The 18,617-nt window shown below is 40.4% G+C and carries 14 protein-coding genes and 2 tRNA genes; 9 read left to right on the forward strand and 7 right to left on the reverse strand.

What is annotated here, in order from left to right; genetic code table 11:
* Both AC2IOM_RS12300 and AC2IOM_RS12305 read left to right on the forward strand, forming a co-directional pair.
* The gene (locus AC2IOM_RS12300; RefSeq protein ID WP_010560277.1) at positions 1-438 is read left to right on the forward strand and encodes a SulA-like leucine-rich domain-containing protein; all 438 of its coding nucleotides are present in this window, start codon (positions 1-3) and stop codon (positions 436-438) included.
* A 30-nt stretch (positions 439-468) separates the two neighbouring features.
* The gene (locus tag AC2IOM_RS12305) at positions 469-927 is read left to right on the forward strand and encodes a YchJ family protein (RefSeq protein ID WP_486358533.1); all 459 of its coding nucleotides are present in this window, start codon (positions 469-471) and stop codon (positions 925-927) included.
* A gap of 481 nt (positions 928-1,408) precedes the next feature.
* Here AC2IOM_RS12305 and AC2IOM_RS12310 read toward each other — a convergent pair whose 3' ends face one another.
* The gene (locus AC2IOM_RS12310) at positions 1,409-1,918 is read right to left on the reverse strand and encodes a VC2046/SO_2500 family protein (RefSeq protein ID WP_486358534.1); all 510 of its coding nucleotides are present in this window, start codon (positions 1,916-1,918) and stop codon (positions 1,409-1,411) included.
* Positions 1,919-2,030: 112 nt separating this feature from the next.
* Between AC2IOM_RS12310 and AC2IOM_RS12315 the strand changes: the two genes are divergently transcribed.
* Positions 2,031-2,115: transfer RNA gene (locus AC2IOM_RS12315), tRNA-Tyr, on the forward strand.
* An 8-nt stretch (positions 2,116-2,123) separates the two neighbouring features.
* Here the strand turns inward: AC2IOM_RS12315 and AC2IOM_RS12320 are convergent.
* The gene (locus AC2IOM_RS12320) at positions 2,124-2,384 is read right to left on the reverse strand and encodes a hypothetical protein (protein WP_486358535.1); all 261 of its coding nucleotides are present in this window, start codon (positions 2,382-2,384) and stop codon (positions 2,124-2,126) included.
* Between the two features lie 428 nt (positions 2,385-2,812).
* On the opposite strand from AC2IOM_RS12320, the gene AC2IOM_RS12325 reads away from it, so the two are divergent.
* Positions 2,813-2,897 (forward strand) — tRNA-Tyr (locus AC2IOM_RS12325).
* Positions 2,898-2,922: 25 nt separating this feature from the next.
* On the opposite strand, the gene AC2IOM_RS12330 is transcribed toward AC2IOM_RS12325, so the two are convergent.
* On the reverse strand, positions 2,923-3,615 hold the full coding sequence (locus AC2IOM_RS12330; protein ID WP_486358536.1) for a M48 family metallopeptidase: 693 nt from the start codon (positions 3,613-3,615) through the stop codon (positions 2,923-2,925).
* 60 nt (positions 3,616-3,675) lie between these two features.
* Between AC2IOM_RS12330 and AC2IOM_RS12335 the strand changes: the two genes are divergently transcribed.
* Positions 3,676-5,322 (forward strand): response regulator, encoded by a 1,647-nt coding sequence (locus AC2IOM_RS12335; protein ID WP_105171517.1) that lies wholly within the window; start codon positions 3,676-3,678, stop codon positions 5,320-5,322.
* Between the two features lie 56 nt (positions 5,323-5,378).
* Positions 5,379-6,356, forward strand: coding sequence for a pentapeptide repeat-containing protein (locus AC2IOM_RS12340; protein ID WP_336434876.1), 978 nt, complete (start codon positions 5,379-5,381; stop codon positions 6,354-6,356).
* A 472-nt stretch (positions 6,357-6,828) separates the two neighbouring features.
* Here the strand turns inward: AC2IOM_RS12340 and recD are convergent, their stop codons facing one another.
* From recD to recC, 3 genes are read right to left on the reverse strand one after another with little or no spacing between them, the layout of a single operon-like run.
* Positions 6,829-8,643 (reverse strand): exodeoxyribonuclease V subunit alpha, encoded by a 1,815-nt coding sequence (gene recD / locus AC2IOM_RS12345; protein ID WP_486358537.1) that lies wholly within the window; start codon positions 8,641-8,643, stop codon positions 6,829-6,831.
* A complete protein-coding gene (recB, locus tag AC2IOM_RS12350) occupies positions 8,636-12,205 on the reverse strand; it encodes an exodeoxyribonuclease V subunit beta (RefSeq protein WP_486358538.1) in 3,570 nt (1,189 codons plus the stop codon). The genes recD and recB overlap by 8 nt, the downstream gene beginning before the upstream one ends.
* Entirely contained in the window at positions 12,192-15,473 is a 3,282-nt protein-coding gene (recC, locus tag AC2IOM_RS12355; protein WP_486358539.1) for an exodeoxyribonuclease V subunit gamma, read from the reverse strand. Before recC ends, recB begins: the two co-directional genes overlap by 14 nt.
* A 146-nt stretch (positions 15,474-15,619) precedes the next feature.
* On the opposite strand from recC, the gene xthA reads away from it, so the two are divergent.
* From xthA to rlmA, 3 genes are all read left to right on the forward strand, one after another.
* Positions 15,620-16,426 carry an exodeoxyribonuclease III gene (gene xthA / locus AC2IOM_RS12360; RefSeq protein ID WP_010560286.1) on the forward strand — a complete coding sequence of 269 codons (807 nt, stop codon included), beginning with the start codon at positions 15,620-15,622 and terminating at the stop codon, positions 16,424-16,426.
* A 24-nt stretch (positions 16,427-16,450) separates the two neighbouring features.
* A complete protein-coding gene (locus tag AC2IOM_RS12365; RefSeq protein ID WP_395387908.1) occupies positions 16,451-17,098 on the forward strand; it encodes a hypothetical protein in 648 nt (215 codons plus the stop codon).
* 103 nt (positions 17,099-17,201) lie between these two features.
* Positions 17,202-18,011: a 23S rRNA (guanine(745)-N(1))-methyltransferase gene (gene rlmA, locus AC2IOM_RS12370; protein ID WP_486358540.1), complete on the forward strand. Its 810-nt coding sequence runs from the start codon at positions 17,202-17,204 to the stop codon at positions 18,009-18,011.
* A gap of 73 nt (positions 18,012-18,084) precedes the next feature.
* Here rlmA and yfbV read toward each other — a convergent pair whose 3' ends face one another.
* Positions 18,085-18,531 (reverse strand): terminus macrodomain insulation protein YfbV, encoded by a 447-nt coding sequence (gene yfbV, locus AC2IOM_RS12375; RefSeq protein ID WP_486358541.1) that lies wholly within the window; start codon positions 18,529-18,531, stop codon positions 18,085-18,087.
* Between the last annotated feature and the right edge of the window lie 86 nt (positions 18,532-18,617).

Raw genomic sequence — 18,617 nt, forward strand, 5'->3', positions numbered from 1 at the left:
ATGTTACAAGCTCAACACCTTTCATCACAGCACGCAGTACAGGTTTCAACACAAGATACAGACAAGCTGAAAGTTATTAATGTGCAAGATGACATTCAAGAAACATTGGCACTTATTGAAATACTGCAAAAGCATACCTGCGAAAATAAATGGACACTGCTGCTTGCACCCGATGCGGTGCCAAGTAAAACCCTGTTAGAAAGTTTATCTATCGACCACAGCAAACTGCTTATTATTCGTCAGCGCCATCTTATTAACATTGAATACGTGGTTAATTCGGCGCTAAAAAATGGCAATTTTGGCGCAGTGGTATCGTGGACAAATATGCTTGATGAAGTAACGCTAAGTTCACTCTATGCAAACCAAACAGAGTTTAATGGCTATTTTTACCACTTTGCAGCCAGCAAAGGTGTGACGGCAAACCCTACTCTCTGCTAAAATGCTGGTTTTGAAAAACGAAATCTATTTATGTGTTACTGTGGAACAGCACAAGCATTTGAGCAATGTTGTGCACCCATCATCAATGGTGAAAAAAAAGCAGATAATGCAGAGCAGCTAATGCGCTCTCGCTATTCTGCATATTGTGTAAATAACTGTGAATATATTCATAACACCTATGCACTGGCTAAACGTGCCGAAAACAGTGTTAGAGAAATAAAGTTATTTGCTGAACTTGCTGATTTTATAAAACTTACGGTGAATAGTTTTAATGAGCAAGGCGATTCAGCCCAAGTGCATTTTAAAGCAGAGTATATTTGCGACGGCTACTACTGCCAGCTAGAAGAAGTATCAAACTTTATTGTTGAAGAAGATCAATGGCGCTATTTAGATGGCACCCTTACCCCTCATAACGAAACTAAGCTAGGCAGAAACGATACCTGTCCATGTGATAGTGGTAAAAAGTTTAAAAAGTGTCATGGTAGCTAAGTAAGCCTTATTCACTTTTTAAATGTATGTAGTATTAGCATAAGCAACATTGTCTTATCCTATCACTAAGATTAAGACGTTGACTGAAAGTTTTAATAGGGTGGCCCAATTAGATAGCGCCCCCTATTTCTCAACTCCCATCCACCAATACCAAAATACCCATTTTTTAGATACATTCAGATAATGCACATGGATGATAATAATTGAGTTTCGCGATAAGTTTTTATGCAGTTTTTTCCGCTTAACTTTTCTTCTTGGCTAAACCACGAACAAAACGCAAAACATATAGCCCACACATTAAGCCACTACCCGACCAACAAGCATTCACGTAACGCATTTTGAAAAAAGACATAAACCCGTCAAATATATATTTAATGGCAAGCACGCTATTAACTGCCGCTATTTATACAAAGATTAACGTTATGAAAGATTTAGTAAGTATTTAACAAAAGAGCCGTGTGAGCCGCTACGGCCAATTTTACTAAGCGACAGAAGCGAAGCTGTACTCTTGGCTCTTTTCAATACTTTGATAGAAATTGTCGATATCCATTTCGTTATTGTTAAGTCCCACTTGTTTAGCACTGTGTAACTTCTTTTGCACAGCAGGCGGGCAATTATCAACAACTAGGGGCGGAATGTAGTTTTTATCATTCTTACAAGTGAAAGGTTCAGGCTTTAAACATTCATTAAATTGAATCGCGATTAATCCTTGGTTTTCTAACAATGTACGATTGTGTTCGCCAAGCAAGCCGTTAAACGGTTCACTTGCTAATGGCTTTTTCGGGCCTGCTGCGACCTTTGCGTATGAAAAAACCGGATCAATAGTCGCCGACTTTTCGCTTTTTATTAGCTGAAATTGCGAAAACTCCGTCGCATCATTACTTAATAAAGAAAGTAAAAGTGCAAAATCAGAATGGCGCTGTTCTTTAACACTGTGAGAAAGTTGCTCTCCAAGTTGCGCTTCATGTGTGATGATTTGTTCGATTTGCATCTTTAATAGTCAATCTGATTAATAACAAAGCTGTTATCGACAAAATTAAAAAAAACTTTAGTTTTAACCTTTACTTAATTTTTTAGTTTGTTAATATTCGCCTCGTTCTCGTGGAGGGGTTCCCGAGCGGCCAAAGGGATCAGACTGTAAATCTGACGGCATTGCCTTCGATGGTTCGAATCCGTCCCCCTCCACCACTTCTCTTTTATTCCAAATTCCAAATTCCAAATTCCAAATTCCAAATTCCAAATTCCAAATTCCAAATTCCAAATTCCAAATTCCAAATTCCAAATTCCAAATTCCAAATTCCAAATTCCAAATTCCAAATTCCAAATTCCAAATTCCAAATTCCAAATTCCAAATTCCAAATTCCAAATTCCAAATTCCAAATTCCAAATTCCAAATTCCAAATTCCAAATTCCAAATTCCAAATTCCAAATTCCAAATTCCAAATTCCAAATTCCAAATTCCAAATTCCAAATTCCAAAAAGTGAAATGTTATCTGGTGCTAAGTCAAACTAATTATCTTATTGATACTCACTTAGCGATTAATTACATACCTATAATTTAAATTTTAACACGCAAAATACACTGACCTACTCGTTATCAAAAATGCGTGTATTCACAGCACATAATTTAGCGCTTGATTACGTTAACAAATAATCGAACGTCACTGCCTAACATAAATTATTCTTTTCCAACTAAACAAATTAACTTGTGTCGCTATGTGTCTCGAACATCAAATATGAATAACAAAAGTTCTTTTGGCGGTTACTTTGAGTGGTTTTGTATGAAATTTAGCTGTTATGATTGCATTTTGAGCGGTTGGCCGCTTTTTTATAAAAAGTGCTTTACAGTAAGATAAAGCTTCACTAATATTGCGCCTACTTCAGTGGAGGGGTTCCCGAGCGGCCAAAGGGATCAGACTGTAAATCTGACGGCATTGCCTTCGATGGTTCGAATCCGTCCCCCTCCACCACTTTCTCTCTGAAGCTCATCTAAATCTATTCAAGCTTAAATATATCCAATCTATATCCGTTTTCTTTAAGCCAGCTTTCAGCTTTTCGATAATCTGGATAGATGCTCTCAACCGTTTGCCAAAACCTACGGCTATGATCCATCACTTTTAAATGCGCTACCTCATGTGCAACAACATATTCAATTACCCATAATGGCGCACTTACTAGCTGCAAATTAAATTGTAATCGTCGTTTCGAATCACATGCGCCCCAACGACTGCGCACATGTTTAATGCTTACACTGTGAAATGACTCCTTGATTTGCTTTGCCAATCGCTGCGCCTTGGCGCTGCAATAATTAGTAAGTTTATTTTTTGCAAAATCAGCGATTAATGCCAGCTGCTTATCACTTACATTTTTTACCCGTCGCGATGTATTAATAGACAGTACCCCGTCAACTAATTCAACGTTACTTTTTACCTGCCCTTCAACAAATATTAAATTGATCTCTTCACCTAAAATAGTGAGTGTTTTTTGCGTTAATACCGACGCTGCATCAACACGTTTAATCTGCTTTTCTAAGTGTTTATTAATCCAACCTTGTTTTTGCATTAACCATTGTTCAATAAAGTCGTGTTTTAAATGCATAGGAGCATAAACAAACACTTCTTTTGCTTTAATTTTTATAGCGAGTGTTTTACGATTTTTACTACGTTTTAACTGATATTTGATCGACATTATTTTCTATTGTGGTTAACTTGCTATAGTTATAAGAATCTAGCGCTAATCTGTATATAAATGAGTCAAAACAGCGAAAATCCACTCAAAGATAAGTCCATTTTAATTATTGATGACCAGAAATCGTTCCAACAACTGCTTAAAGGTATGTTGATACAACTGGGTGCCAATAATGTCTCATTTTACGATTCCGGCGAAGCCGCGCTTAATAAAATTGACAAAGATTCTGTTGATATTGTGTTTATCGATTATAACCTTGGACAAGGCCGAAATGGTAAACAGTTTTTAGAAGAGCTTAAGTATTTAAACAAATTATCTCGCCACAGTATTTCCATTTTAGTTACAGGGGAAAGTACTCGCTCAGTTGTTTTGTCGGTACTTGAAATTGAGCCTGACGATTATTTAATTAAGCCGTTTTCAAGTGGCATGTTAAAAACACGCTTAAGTAAGCTCTCCAACAAAAAGAAGTTATTTTTTGACGCGAATCAGGCTATTGAAGACGGCCAACTAGAAGCCGCAGTGCAAATTTACTTAAAAATAGCCAAAGATAGGCCGCGTAATGCCCAATTTTGTTATAAACGTGTCTGTCAGATCTACTTTGACTTAGGGCAATACCAAAATGCCTTTGAATTACTTGGTAATATTTTAGCAACAGCACGGCCCACTTGGGCGCTAACTTATATGGCACAAACTTGCATGTTTTTAGCGCAATACGACAAAGCAATTCGTATTTGTGACGAATTACTCGGGCAAAACCGCTTTAATATCGACGCCTTAGACATTAAAGCCTTATGTTTAAACCATATTGATCAAGGGAAAGAATCACTTTTCCTTATCGAGCAAAGTTGTAATATTTCACCGCATTCATTTGCAAGGCAAAAAACCTTCGCTGAAATCGCACAAGCTAACAACGATCTTGAGGCGCTTATTAAAGCACACGGCACCCTGCTTGCCATGTCTAAAGGCACCGCATTTGCCCATATTGATTATCAGTTTAACTACATTCGTGCCATGTTCAGCCAACTCCATTTGGCTAACTCAAAAGAAGAAAAAGCTGACCTAAGTAATCAAATTAAAGGGAGTTTACGTCAAGCACAAAACGACCCTACCGTTACAGAGCAACATGCATTGTTTAAAGAGTTTAATACTTTTTGCGAAGCGCGATTAAGTGTCAGTGAAGGCGACTTTTTAGATGCGAAAAAAATGATAGCGCCTTATATTGCTGAACAATCATTAAGTAGCTCGGTATTGCCTGATTCTGTTATGGCACTATTTGATTTAGGTGAATTTGACGATGCCAACGCTCAGCTTGAAAAATACAAAGGACTGAACGAATGCGATGGGCAAACCCTTAAGCAATTACAAGAGCGTAACGAGTCGCTTGCAAATCATCAGACCGAGTTTGAGCAGCACAATGTACGTGGCATTGAGCTGTATAAACAAGGCGATTTTCAAAACGCTATTGAGCAATTTGAAATGGCACTTAAATACGCACCTATGAATACGGGGAGCGCACTTAACTTACTGCAAGCCCTATTACAGCTTTTGCCTCGAGCAAATCAAGCAGCCGATGTTATTTTGGAAAAATGTCGCAGTAATTTTCGCTTGGTCGAAGGTATGGCATTGCCGCGTCAACACGCTAAACGACTTGAAGATCTTAAGTTTGAATACAACAAGTTAGCTAAACTTTATTCACAATCAAATTAGCAAAACCTTAGCTAGGTGCTAGGCTTAAAGAATTCAATATCTGATATTTTTGATCTATGAGCAATGCACCAAAATGTAAATATGTATCGCCTGAAAACGAGCAATGTCGTGAGCTTGATATGGGTGGCGGCTATTGTTTTTGGCACGATCAAAAATACGATAAAAGTGGCTTAGCGTTAACTGAAAAATTAGAGCGCTATGCCAAACGCGGCGGTTTATTAAAAGGCTTACAGCTAAAACGAGCTGACCTTACCGGGCTTAATCTAGTCAATCACCACGGTGAAGATTTCGACCTATCGTACAGCAACTTTTATCGCGCAAATATGCAAAACGCGCATCTTTACAATACCTGTATTCGTGATGCCTCACTGATGAAAGCCGATTTACGTGACGCCAATTTGCATTGCGCCAAATTAGAGGGAACAAACCTACTTGGCATCAAACTAGTCGGCGCACGTATCGATAATATGAAGTTGGGCCACACCTTATTGCAAGAAAATCTTGCGCGAAAAGCTGAAAAGCAAAACGACAGTGACAAAGCACTGGATTATTTTGAACAATCTGAAGAGATCTATCGCGATCTTCGAAATGCCGCAGAGAATCAAGGACTGTTAGAGCTATCAGGCAAATTTAATCACAAAGTACTGATTATGCGCAGGCATCAATATCCCAAATTTTCAAGACATCGCATTGCCTCTAAGTTTTTCGATATTTTGTGCGGCTATGGCGAGCGCCCTGTAAACGTTATTTTCTTTTCGATGATGCTGATTCTGCTTTGCGCACTAGGTTACTTTACATTTGGCGTAAGCTTTAATGGCGACACAATTCAGTTCAGTTCAACGCAAAACACGCAAGAAAATTTAATGGCGCTGGTTAACAGCCTCTACTTTAGCGTAGTGACCTTTACAACCTTAGGATACGGTGACATAACGCCCCTTGGCTATTCCCGATTTATCGCCGCTGTCGAAGCTTTTTGCGGTAGCTTCTCTCTAGCCCTGTTCGTGGTAGTTTTCGTTAAGAAAATGACGCGTTAGCGTGAACACCCTTAACGAAAACTCAAACCATTAACTCGAGTATTAACGTCATATTCGTTTTGCTAATTAATGTTGCCAATAATAAACAACATCATGAATACCATTGAAAGTAATCGAAAAAAGAACAACTGCCCTTTTAAACTGCGTACCTGTTTAGACGTTTTAAAAACTTTCAACTCTAATGCTTTACAATATTCACGACTAATCATAATAGAACCCTCATAGTAGTATCGGTGTTATACCAACATACCTGTTTGGCACACTTAGTTAGATTATGCATAATCGTTACCAAGTTTTAATGTGCCTTCGCGTTCCTTTTTACCCTCGCTCCTAACTTGCTATCGACCTATCAGATAAAACTTTAAACGATATTTACCGTTAACCTTGCTGTTAGCGACTTACTATCAAAAAAGTAGGTCATAAGTCGCCTGTTCGAGTTAAAGTCTAGTTATCTTTTGTGCGCTTTTTCTATCTAGCGTTCATTACGTTGAAAACGCGCATACAGACCAGAATATCGCGATACTGTGCGTGCCATGGCGCGCTCTAAGCCACCCTCTAACGATACCAACTCAAACGATTCTTTCGCACGCGTAATGCCGGTGTATACCAACTGTCGATTAAGTACCGGTGAATTAACTGGTAGTAACATAGCAACATGTTTAAATTCAGAGCCTTGCGATTTATGAATTGTCATTGCATAAACAGTATCAAATTGCGGTAAACGGGTTGTTGAAATCACGCGTTCAGCACCTTGGTCGTCAATAAAGCTCGCCATCAATCGACCGTTTTCGTCTTCGATAATAATGCCAATATCACCGTTAAATAAATTAAGCTGGTAATTGTTTTCGCTGATCATAATTGGCATACCAATATAAAAATTACCGGTGCGTTTAATTAACTGCTGCTGGCTAAGCTGTTTTTCGATTTTCATATTGAGCTCGTTGGTACCATACGGCCCAACACGCGTTGCACACAGGACTTGGTAGTTTGCAAACGCTAAATGAATGTCGCGAATGCTATCGCCATTGCGTATTGCTTTTAGGTAAACACTGTAGTGCTCGGCTGCGCGGTCAATAAATCCCTTAAAATCAGTTTCAAGCGAACTAAACATCAAATCTGCGCTGTTTGAGTGATATACCTCATTCAGAGCATTCAAATCATTGCTATTAACCGCTTTTGCCAATCGCCCTATGCCGCTGTCGGTTTTAAAACGGTGGCTAACTTGCAAATAAGCAAGGTTATCATTGAGCTCATAACAAGTTGGTTTTGCCGCATTCATTGGCATATTAAGTAGCTGCGCAAGGGCTTTTGCCGTCTCTGGTGTGTAATTATGATCGACACCTAACGTTAATGGGCGACATAAATCTGACAGTACATTACCCGTATCAACCGACGATAGTTGGTCTTTATCACCTAATAAAATAACCCGCGCATGACTTGGTAATGCATCAAATAGTTTAGCTAACATGGCTAAATCAACCATCGAGGCTTCATCTAAAATCACTAAGTCCACGTCGAGCGGGTTTTGTCGATTGTGGCGAAACTTGTTAGATAAATGGATCACCCCCAACAAACGGTGCAAGGTTTGCGCTGTGTCTGGAATATGCTTTGCAATTTGCGAATCAATATTCAAGTGTTGCTTTGCACCGGCAATCGATTCACTCAATCTCGCCGCCGCTTTGCCCGTTGGTGCAACAAGTTGCACTTTTAGCGGCACCTTGCTGTAGAGCGACTGTAGAATTGCCAACAATTTAGTCACTGTGGTGGTTTTACCTGTGCCCGGTCCACCAGAAATAATACAAAAACGTTTTAAGCAGGCTACGGCGCAGGCCACTTTTTGCCAATCAAGGGCCCCTGAGTTTTTAAAATAATGCGACAGCAAATTACCCAACTCAGTTAAATCAAAGTTAGTGGAAAGTACATTTCTCGCCTTTACCGCCTCTACAAATTCACGCTCATAATCATCATAGCGAGCAAAATACAGGTGTTTTGCAAACAAACGAAGTGGCTGTTGCTCCCCTACGCTTTGGTGTGCCTGCAAAAGTGCACAAAAGTCATCATCACTTGTAAATGGCGACTGCTTTTTACCATATTCAGTGAGAGCAAGATTAAACGGGTCGTCTTTATCAATGCTTTCAAGCGGTAAACATGAGTGCTGAGAGCGCACCGCACGGCTTAATAACAGTACTAGGTAAAATATTTTAGAATCGCTATCTGGTACTAATATGCTCGCCAGATTAAGGTCAAACTGATCGATTTTGTCATATTCAATAAGTAGTTCACGCATTGAATGTCCCCTTATCAAATAAGCTATCTAATGCAAGCACTTGCTCAACATCGGGTGCTTTGTAATACACGCCATTACCCGTTGGCATACCGCGCATAAATAAGTAAAGGCTGCCCCCTAAATGGGTGTGAATGTCGTAATTAGCAATGCGTTGTTTTAACAAACGGTGTAACGCTACCGTGTAGAGTAAATATTGCAAATGGTAGTGATGTGAACTCATCACCGTTTCCATATTGTCTTGATTGTAGTCCTCACCGCTATCACCTAAATAATTCGACTTATAATCGAGCACATAGTAACGGCCATCAAAACAAAAGATTAAATCGATAAAACCTTTCAGCATGCCGCTTATGGTAGCGCTTGTAAGCGGTGTAAAATGGTCGCGACTCTGTGTGAATAAAATATCGTTAAGTTTGCGGGTCACTAATTCGTTTACTGGCAGCATAAACTCCATTTCGATTAGGCACTGCGTCATATCTAGCTGTTCCATCGATATGGCAAGTGGCGCTAGTGGCTTAGCTAATAACTGTTTAATCCAGTTTTCAACAACCTCCTGCCAACCATCATCTATTTGATATGCGAGTAACTGCTTTTCCACAACATCTGCAAGCGGTTCTTTTTGCTCGAAAACTGGCTGTTCAGCAGCGTTAAAATCAATTTCTTCCATAATGGCGTGTAAGCAACTACCGGCATTGGCGCCTTTTGGAAAACTAAACTCATTTTGTACGATTGCAGTAGTGCTCTCCTGCCAATCGAGTAAATGCATTTCATCATTGGCACCTTGCTTGTAATCAAACGAACTACTATCGCCATGAGACGATTTAGTTAATGATGAAAAACTCGAAAGTCGCCATTTGTTTGGTACGCTTTTCGTTTTTTGCTTAACCAATAATTGATCAAACGTGGTGGCTGCTTGAGGTAACACTACGGGCGACTCTGGTGCACTATAAAGTGACGCGCTTAAACCACTATGGCTCTCGCAAAATCCGCGCAATTGGTTATACCAGTCATGCCCCGTATCAATATCATCTTTATCAAGTAACAAATGCCCTAAAGGCGTTTTTGCAATACCTGGGGTTTTACTGCGGCCATCTTTACAGTTGTATAAGCCCACCACTAAATAATGTACTGCGCGCGTTAGCGCAACATATAAAAGGCGTAAGTCCTCAGCAAGACTTTCTTTATTGGCCAGCGCTTTCGCGTCATCGTCGGGCGCTAAATCATAAATAAGTGTGCCATCGTCTTTATGATAAACCGCATCGTTATTTTCTCTAAAGCTTGCAACAAACGGCATATACACAACAGGGTATTCCAGCCCTTTTGAGCCGTGCATGGTTACAATGTTCACCAGTTGTTGGTCGGTTTCTAGACGCAGTTGCGAACCTTCGGCCGCGAATTTAGTAATTTGGTCATAGAGCCAATGCAGTAAACGATGATAACTGTTCAGCGCCAGCTGTTTTTGCTGTAATAATTCACCTAAATGCCGAATATCCGTTAGCAAGCGCGGTACATCCCAGCCTTTTTGCTGCCAACGACTCGGAAGCGCATTTAACTCGACCAATGATTCAATCACCGCCATTACACCTTTTTGTTGTAACAACAATTTTAGCTCGGCAAAGTGTTCTAAGGTTTCTTCCCACGCATTGGTATTTTGCGTTAATGCATGCACTTGTGAATAATTTAGCGCAAACAACGGTCCCACTAAAACGCCGCGAAAAATCGCTTCATTGTAGGGGGTAATAAGCGCAGAAAGAAAGGTCAATAAATGACTGGCGAGTGGCGTTTCAAACACACTATCGCGCGATAAAAACACACTGGCAACGCCACATTTATAAAGAGCGCTTTTAATTGAATTTGCTTGGTTGCGATCCCTGACGAGTACCGCGATATCGCTTGCTTTTAACGCGTCACCTTCCAATTTGGCACGTCCCGCTGCGGCATCAATTAATAGCTCGGCAATTTGCGAGGCGCAAATGTTAGCAAGGTGATTATCCCCTTGTCCTTTAGCCACAGTGTCATCAAGTTCATCGAAGACACAAAAATGAATACCTGACTTACTTTCTTCATTAACAAATAATCCCGATTCGCTGCTTTTACCAAACGCGTTTACTTTGCTAAATGGAATGTCTTTATTAAAAATAAAACTATCGTCTTTGTTAGCGAAAATACTGTTTACACCATCAACAATTTGCTGCGATGAGCGATAGTTAGTATCCAGTGTGTAATGACTTTCTAACGGTACTTGGCGCTTGGCGTCAATGTAGGTAAAAATATCAGCGCCACGAAACCCATAAATAGCTTGCTTAGGATCGCCAATCATAATCAATGCGTTGTCGTTACGCGATACGCTTTTATTGTTTAAATAAATATTGGCGAATATACCGTATTGAATAGGATCGGTATCTTGGAATTCATCGATTAGTGCAACAGGGTACTGGCTTAAAATTGCATTCGCCAGCTCACCACTTGTGTTAGTTTCAAGCGCTAAACTTAAATTTTGTAATAAATCATCCGGATTAATCAGCTGATGCTTTTGTTTTTCACTGAGTAACCAATCAACGAGGTAGTGATACGCACTAATTAAAATCGACACTGGCAATGCTGCTTCGGCCTGTGCTTTTAGCGTTGCCGCTTCATCAAATAAGGCTGCAAGTTGATGGCTAACCGGTGTTTTATCTTTTAAATAATTGCCTTTATCCGCAAATGCTTGCTCACCCCAGATTTCAAACGAACGTTTTGATGCGCCTTCAAAAATCACCTCATCACTTTGGCAATAGGCGTTTAATAATGCTAAGTTTTTGCTGCTCGCAATGGGCTTTGATTTTTTAAACGGCGTGTTTTCAATAAAGCCGATAAACTCTTGCGCTAAGATCTGCTGTTTAAGCGTACTTGTAGTCTCATAAAGGGCATTTTGTAACGAAAGCGCTTGCTCAAAGGTATAATGCGGCGTAATTTCAACGCCTGTGCGGCTCAATAATCCAAATAAATTTTTAAGCAATACATTCGGTGAAGAAAAACAGCTGGTTACCGCCGCGTAGCATTGCTTTTCAAGTGGAAAAACAAACTGACGCCAAAAATCTTTAATCGCGGTCTCAAGCAATTCACTCTGATCCATAATAAATTGCAAATTAAACGCCATTCCTGATTCAAAGGCATGTTGTTTAAGCATACGTTGACAAAAACCATGAATCGTAAAAATGGCGGCATCATCAAGCGATTTAACTGCGCTGTCGATTTGATAAAACGCACTGTGGCTATCATCTATTTGGCTTACTAACTCGTTAACTACCTGATCATTGGTTTCTTTACCCAGCAGTGTGTCACGCAAGGTAATTAAACGCTGCCTTACCCTGTCTTTAATTTCCGCGGTGGCCGCTTCGGTAAACGTTACAACTAAAATCTGTTCAATACTGAGCGGCGTTGTACGTTTGCCCTGTTGGGTAAAGCCAAGTAGTAACCGTAAATATAGTGCTGTGATGGTATACGTTTTACCGGTACCCGCGCTTGCCTCAATTAAGTTTGCGCCGCACAGCGGCATCGCCATAGGTTTAAGATTTTGCATATTTATGCTCCGTAATAATGGCGTCTATCGGTGCAAGATAGGTTTCGGTTAATTCAATAAACTCGTCAGCGACACTTTCTAGGGAGGTAAAATCAAGTGCAATATACGGGTCGCTCAATTCGTTTTGACCAACAAACGAAGCACCTGAGAATGTGTTTTCTGCCGCGGCAAAATCGCGTTTTTGCAAATAGCTAAATCCAGTCGTCGCAAACAGTGGCAACGGCCGAGTAAACATACAGAGATATAGCTCGCCCCATTTTTCAAGCTGACTTAATGCCTCGTCTTGGTTCAGTTGCTGGTATTCAATATAGCCATCAAGGGATAAAAACACGGTGCTATTTACGTCACCACTGGTTGAGCCCGCTAGGTGATATAAATACCCAGCAATTTTATCTTTTGCTTTTAATTTAGCTGTAGGACGATACAAATATTGCGTCGCTAACGATACAGGTTTTAATGCACCACTTATTCTCAGCATTGATAGTGACAAATCAACACGTGTTGGCTCAATGGGTGTTTCATCACCTGTAATAATCTGATGGCGCTTTAACTCCATCAACAAAGGCTCTGCAGTATTCACCATGTTATCAAACGCCAACTCGGCACCCGCTCCTTGCGGTAAATCGCCCCTTGCAATAATTGCCGCTAAATTAGGGGCATTACTGAGATAATCGCGCTCGATAATTTCTTGCAAGTAGCGGTAACGCGTTAAACCGTCTAAGGCAAAGGTTTCGTCATCTTGATTATTAAATTGATAGTCACCTAATCGTGCACCAATGGTGGAGCGATAAAACGATTGCTGTGGTGCAAATAATTGCTGAATAAACAGCGATAAATCAACCTGTGTGTCGATATCTGCAACTAACGGTTCGTTTTGACCCGTTGCTAGCGCTTGTTTTGGTAACCAAATCGGATTATAGCTTTGCAGGTGCGATTGTTGATAATACGCAGGATTAAACGGCTGCAAGTAGTGGCTCACCGTTAACGATTCAATTAGTTCACCCTTATCGTGCTCAAACACACGGGATAAATAGTCTGTTAATTCACTGACTAAAACACTCGGTAAACGCTCCGAATTATCCACACACGAATTACCGATATAGCTTAAATACACATGTTCACGGGCACTTAAAATTGCTTCTAAAAACAAGTAACGGTCGTCCATTTTACGTGAACGGTCACCTTTTTGTGGTTTGCTGTGCTGAAGTAAATCAAACCCCAGTGGCTGCACAGTGCGCGGATAATCGCCATCATTTAACCCTAAAATACACACCACTTTAAAGGGCACAGCACGCATAGGCATTAAAGTACAAAAATTTACCTGGCCCATAAAAAAGCGCTGGCCAACCCCTTTTTGCATCAGTTGCTGCTTGAGAATATGCACCATTAACACTTGCGATACCGCACCAGTATGATCATTGTTTTCAAAGTGCTGTAAAACGTGTTCGAGTGCCTTTTGTACAAAGCCTAAGTCGTTATTTTGGCTTATATCACTTGCGTAAAAGCGCATTGTAAGTTGTTGCAACTGCTTTACTTTTTCAGCTAAGTTGCCACTGGATTTTAGCTCTTTTTGTGTTTGTTCAAGTGCATCAAAAAAGCGAATTAATTTAGCCAGCGTTTCAACCGCCATACCTTCAACCTGATCGGCTGCAAATAACTGGTTAAATTCGGTGTTTTCGTCTTTGCTAGCAAACCCCAGTATTAAGCGCGATAACCCCTGTCGCCAACTGTTAATGGCAATTTTCGGTTGGTTAAATTCGCCCTTATGTTCGCCATCAATGCCCCAGCGAATATTAACCTGCTCTAACCAATAACCAATTTGATTGAGTTCTTCGCTCGAAATTTCAAACTTTGCTGAAATTTCGTCAACTTGTAATAAGTCCAAAATATCAGATACATAAAAACGGCATGCGCCTAAATCGGCAAGTTTGATAAAGCTGTTTACGATTGGTTTTTCTTGCTCAACACCTAAGTCAGAAATCGCAAATGGAATGTAACGGTTGTCTTTTGCACTGCCAAATACCGCTTCAATATATGGGCTGTACTGGCCCGAATCGGGCATCATCACAATAATATCGCGCGGTGATAAGCTATCGTCAGCACTAAATAAGTTCAACAAATGGTCGTGCAGCGCTTCTACTTCTCTAAGTGCATTATGGCAGCGCGCAAACTGAAATGACGAATAGCCTTTGTTTTCACTATAAGTTAACTTGCCCTCATCTGATACAAACCAAGTTGGGTCACTAGCAAGCGGCACGCCTTTAAACGCTAATTCAAAAATTTCCTGTTGTAATTGACCCAGTAAATTCTCATCAAACGCCTCAATAAATATATCCGTCCACTGTGCATCTAATTCCACCAGCTGCTCTAAATATTCGCGCCCTAGTTTACCCCATGATGCCAAAAGTGGATTACCTACAATGTAATAATCCTCGCCTTCGGCATCAATATTTGGTTTAACGTCATAATTGGCAATAATTTTCGCTTTGGTTTTTTCATCAACTACATCGCCCCAGTAGTGTTTACTTGGGTTACATAAATAAATGTACACATCAATATGCTCGGCTAATGCCTGAAACACTTCAAGTTGCTGACTGGGAATGGCAGACAAGCCAAATATGTATAAATTTTGATGAGATAAATTAATTGCATTTTGGTTTAGAGATGCAATTAAATCTTGATGCAAATTCGCACGATGATATGGGTTTTGCCCAAGTGTTTGCGTATGTTCAAGTAGTTTTCGCCATAATATGGGCTGCCACGGTGCAATTGATATATCGACATCGGCAAGTTCGTCGTCACCCTGCTGCCAGCTCTCTAGCCAAGCTGGTCGATACATTAAATATTGGTCAAACGCATCGGCAATTTTTTCGCACAAACTAAATAATCGCGTATCGTTATCGAGCGCAGTTTGCGTATCCACCAAGTACTGTTTTAACAGTGCAAATTCCGCTTGTTCTAAACAATTAGGCAAAATATTAAATAGCTTCCACGCCATATTATTTTTGTTAAATGAGGATTCTTGTGGCACATCTGACAACAAGCTTTGATACAAACGCCAAATATAACTTGAAGGCAACACATAATCGATTTGCCCAGTGACACCATGTTGCTCGGCAATCAACACCTTTAGCCACTGCGCCATACCGGGTGATTGCACCAATACTTGTTCTTTATTAAAAATGCTCGGATTGGGGCTGTGCATCAGCGACTGAGATAAGTGAAGCTGAAGCGCTTCCATACGGTTTGATTGAATAATATGCAGCATTTTAAGAACAAACTAACTAATTGGTTTACCTTATATTAATTTAAATAAATGCGGCTGACTATGAAAGAGTAAAAAGCTAACGTGACACGCTTGTTTTTTGTTAGACTAGTGCGCACTAATCTCAGATGTGGATAACAAGGTGAACAATGAAAGTTATCAGTTTTAATATAAACGGCTTACGTGCTCGTTTGCATCAACTACAAGCGGTTATCGACAAGCATCAGCCTGACGTAATTGGCCTTCAAGAAATTAAAGTACATGATGAAGCTTTCCCTATCGAAGATGTTGAAGCGATGGGATATCACGTTGCATTTCATGGTCAAAAAGCCCATTACGGCGTGGCGGTTCTTACTAAACAAGCGCCAATCGCAATTGAAAAAGGCTTTCCGACCGATACTGAAGAATCGCAAAAACGCATGATTATTGCGACAGTAGCAGATAAAAACGGTAATCCGGTTAAAATTTTAAACGGCTACTTCCCGCAGGGTGACAACATTGCCCACGAAACTAAATTCCCATACAAACGTCAGTTCTATCTCGATTTAATGACTTATTTAGCAAGTCATGATCCTGAAGAGCAAATTATCGTAATGGGTGATATTAATATTTCACCGCTCGATTTAGATATCGGTATTGGTGAGCCTAATCGTAAACGCTGGCTAAAAACTGGTAAATGTTCATTCCAACCAGAAGAACGCGAATGGCTTGCTCGCCTGCTCGATTGGGGATTTGTTGATACCTTCAGAGCATTAACGCCAGACGCCACAGAAAAGTACTCGTGGTTTGACTACCGTTCTAAAGGGTTTGATGATAACCGCGGTCTGCGTATTGATGTTGTACTAGCAACCAAAGCGCTTGCAGCAAAGTGCATCGAATCAGATATTGATTACGAGCTGCGCGGCATTGAAAAGCCATCAGATCACGCGCCAATTTGGGCAACATTTGATATTTAACCGAGTCAATTGGTAGGTAACCCTGTGCAATTTGATTTAGCTGAATTAACCTGTTTGTTGTTATTTGCAATTGCAGTGATTAAATCACTGAATGCGACCACGCGTCATATTCTTTTATCAAATCAAGTTGTGCAGCGAAGCGTGCTCGCCATCAGCCTAATGTTAGTTGGCTTTTGGTCACTCAAGGCTGGGCTTTATCCCGGTCTTGATATTCACGTTTTAGCGCTGACTGGTGTAACGTTAACGCTTGGTCCTCGCCTTGCAATTCTCACTGCAGCGCTTAGCCATAGTTTACAGTTAGGCCTTGGTTTAGTACCGTTTGAGCAAATTGGCAGCTATGCCCTATTTACCTCGCTTTTGCCTATTTTGTTTAGCTACGCACTGTTTTTATTGTGCTACCAATACATTACCCGCCATTTATTTGTTTATATCTTTGTTAATAGCTTTTTAGGCGCTGGCCTTACCGCCGTGTTTCATATTGGCTTAATGACAGGCTATCATTATTTTTCTGGCCACTATGATTGGCAAACATTACTTGATAATTACACTTTTTTAGCAAGCCTCATCTGGTTTCCAGAAGCCACCATCAACGGCATGGCAATGACGGTGTTAATTATTTATCGCCCTCATTGGGTAAGAACCTTTTACGACAACGAGTATTTAGCGCGCTAAACCACATATTTTGAAAGAGCCGAGTTTATGGTGCACTAATCTCGTATCTGCTGGTGGTTTAAGGTTATAATCATGCGATTATTTATCGTGTAACCAGATTTAAATGTCTCAACTTTATTTTTGCCCTATGTGCCAGACGCCACTTGCCGATGACACACATCGTTTAATTTGCGCCAATAACCACAGTTTTGATAAAGCCAAAGAAGGTTATATCAACCTGCTGCCCGTGCAAAACAAAAAAAGTAAAGATCCGGGCGATAACAAAGAAATGGTTATGGCACGACGCGCGTTTTTAGCCCGTTGTCACTATAATTTTTTACGCGATGCGATTTGCCAACAGATTGAAGCACTGGCGAATAACAGCACGTTGCTAGATGTTGGTTGTGGCGAAGGTTTTTATACCCACAAATTTGATGAATGTGAGAATGTCGCAACGACTTACGGGCTCGACATTTCAAAACCTGCGGTTAAATATGCTGCTAAGCGCTTTAAAAATTGCCATTTTAGTGTTGCTTCATCGTCGAATGCACCATTTAACGATGCAGCGTTTGATATTGTAACCAGTGTATTTTCACCACTGTTTAGCGATGAATTAAATCGTCTTGTAAACGACAACGGTACGCTAATTGTTGCAAGCCCAGGTGATAACCACTTAACTGAGTTAAAATCGATTATTTATAACGAAGTAAGACCACATCAAGCAGTTGAAGCGCCGGCTGGCTTTAACCTTCAAAGCCATACGTTACATACCCAAGTAGTTAGTTTAGAGCTCGATGCGTTAACTGAATTAATTAAAATGACACCATTTGCGTGGAAATTTCGCCCAGAGCATTGGCACTCTCTCAGAGAGAAAACACCTTTTACAGTAACCCTGTCGTTTTATGTAAGTGTGTTTAACAAAGGCAATGCTTAATCTCACAAAGCATTGCGCGAATACAAAAAAGTATCAGCTAAAGCCCTGATACTTTTTGGTTATCGCAGGGTATTTAAAAAAGATCGCGTTTAAACGCATTATCCATTTTGTCGTACACCTCTTTAAGCAGATATGCCAAATCGCCGTAACGCGGTTTGCTAATTGATACTGGCGGCTCGACCCCGTGCTCAGTCATTTTGCCGTAAACCTCGCGAAACCACACCGCTTCTTGGGGCGGTAGCAACGTATTGGCACGCTTGCCCAACCAATACAAACCTTGCACTGGCATTGACAACAAAAATAAAGAAAAGGTTAACGCTTGCGGTAAATATTCAAGACTTAAAAAGTTTACCTGCACAAACACACTTAACACCGCAAGCAAAGGCACAACTTTAATGGCAAGCTTAGTTGCCTTTATGACACGAAACTCCAAAAATACAGCGCCTAATTTAGGCTCCAACGGCCATGTTTTGCTGTAGTGATGCCCATCAGAAATTTGCGCTAACATCGATTTTTGCATTACCACCTCGAAATTGCATTGAGTTTCTAGAATTACCTAACGAAAAAGTAAATTTTAGGGTAAAATTGCAACTAATAAAGTCAAGT

It is taken from the genome of Pseudoalteromonas sp. NS-SX12 (assembly GCF_057367955.1).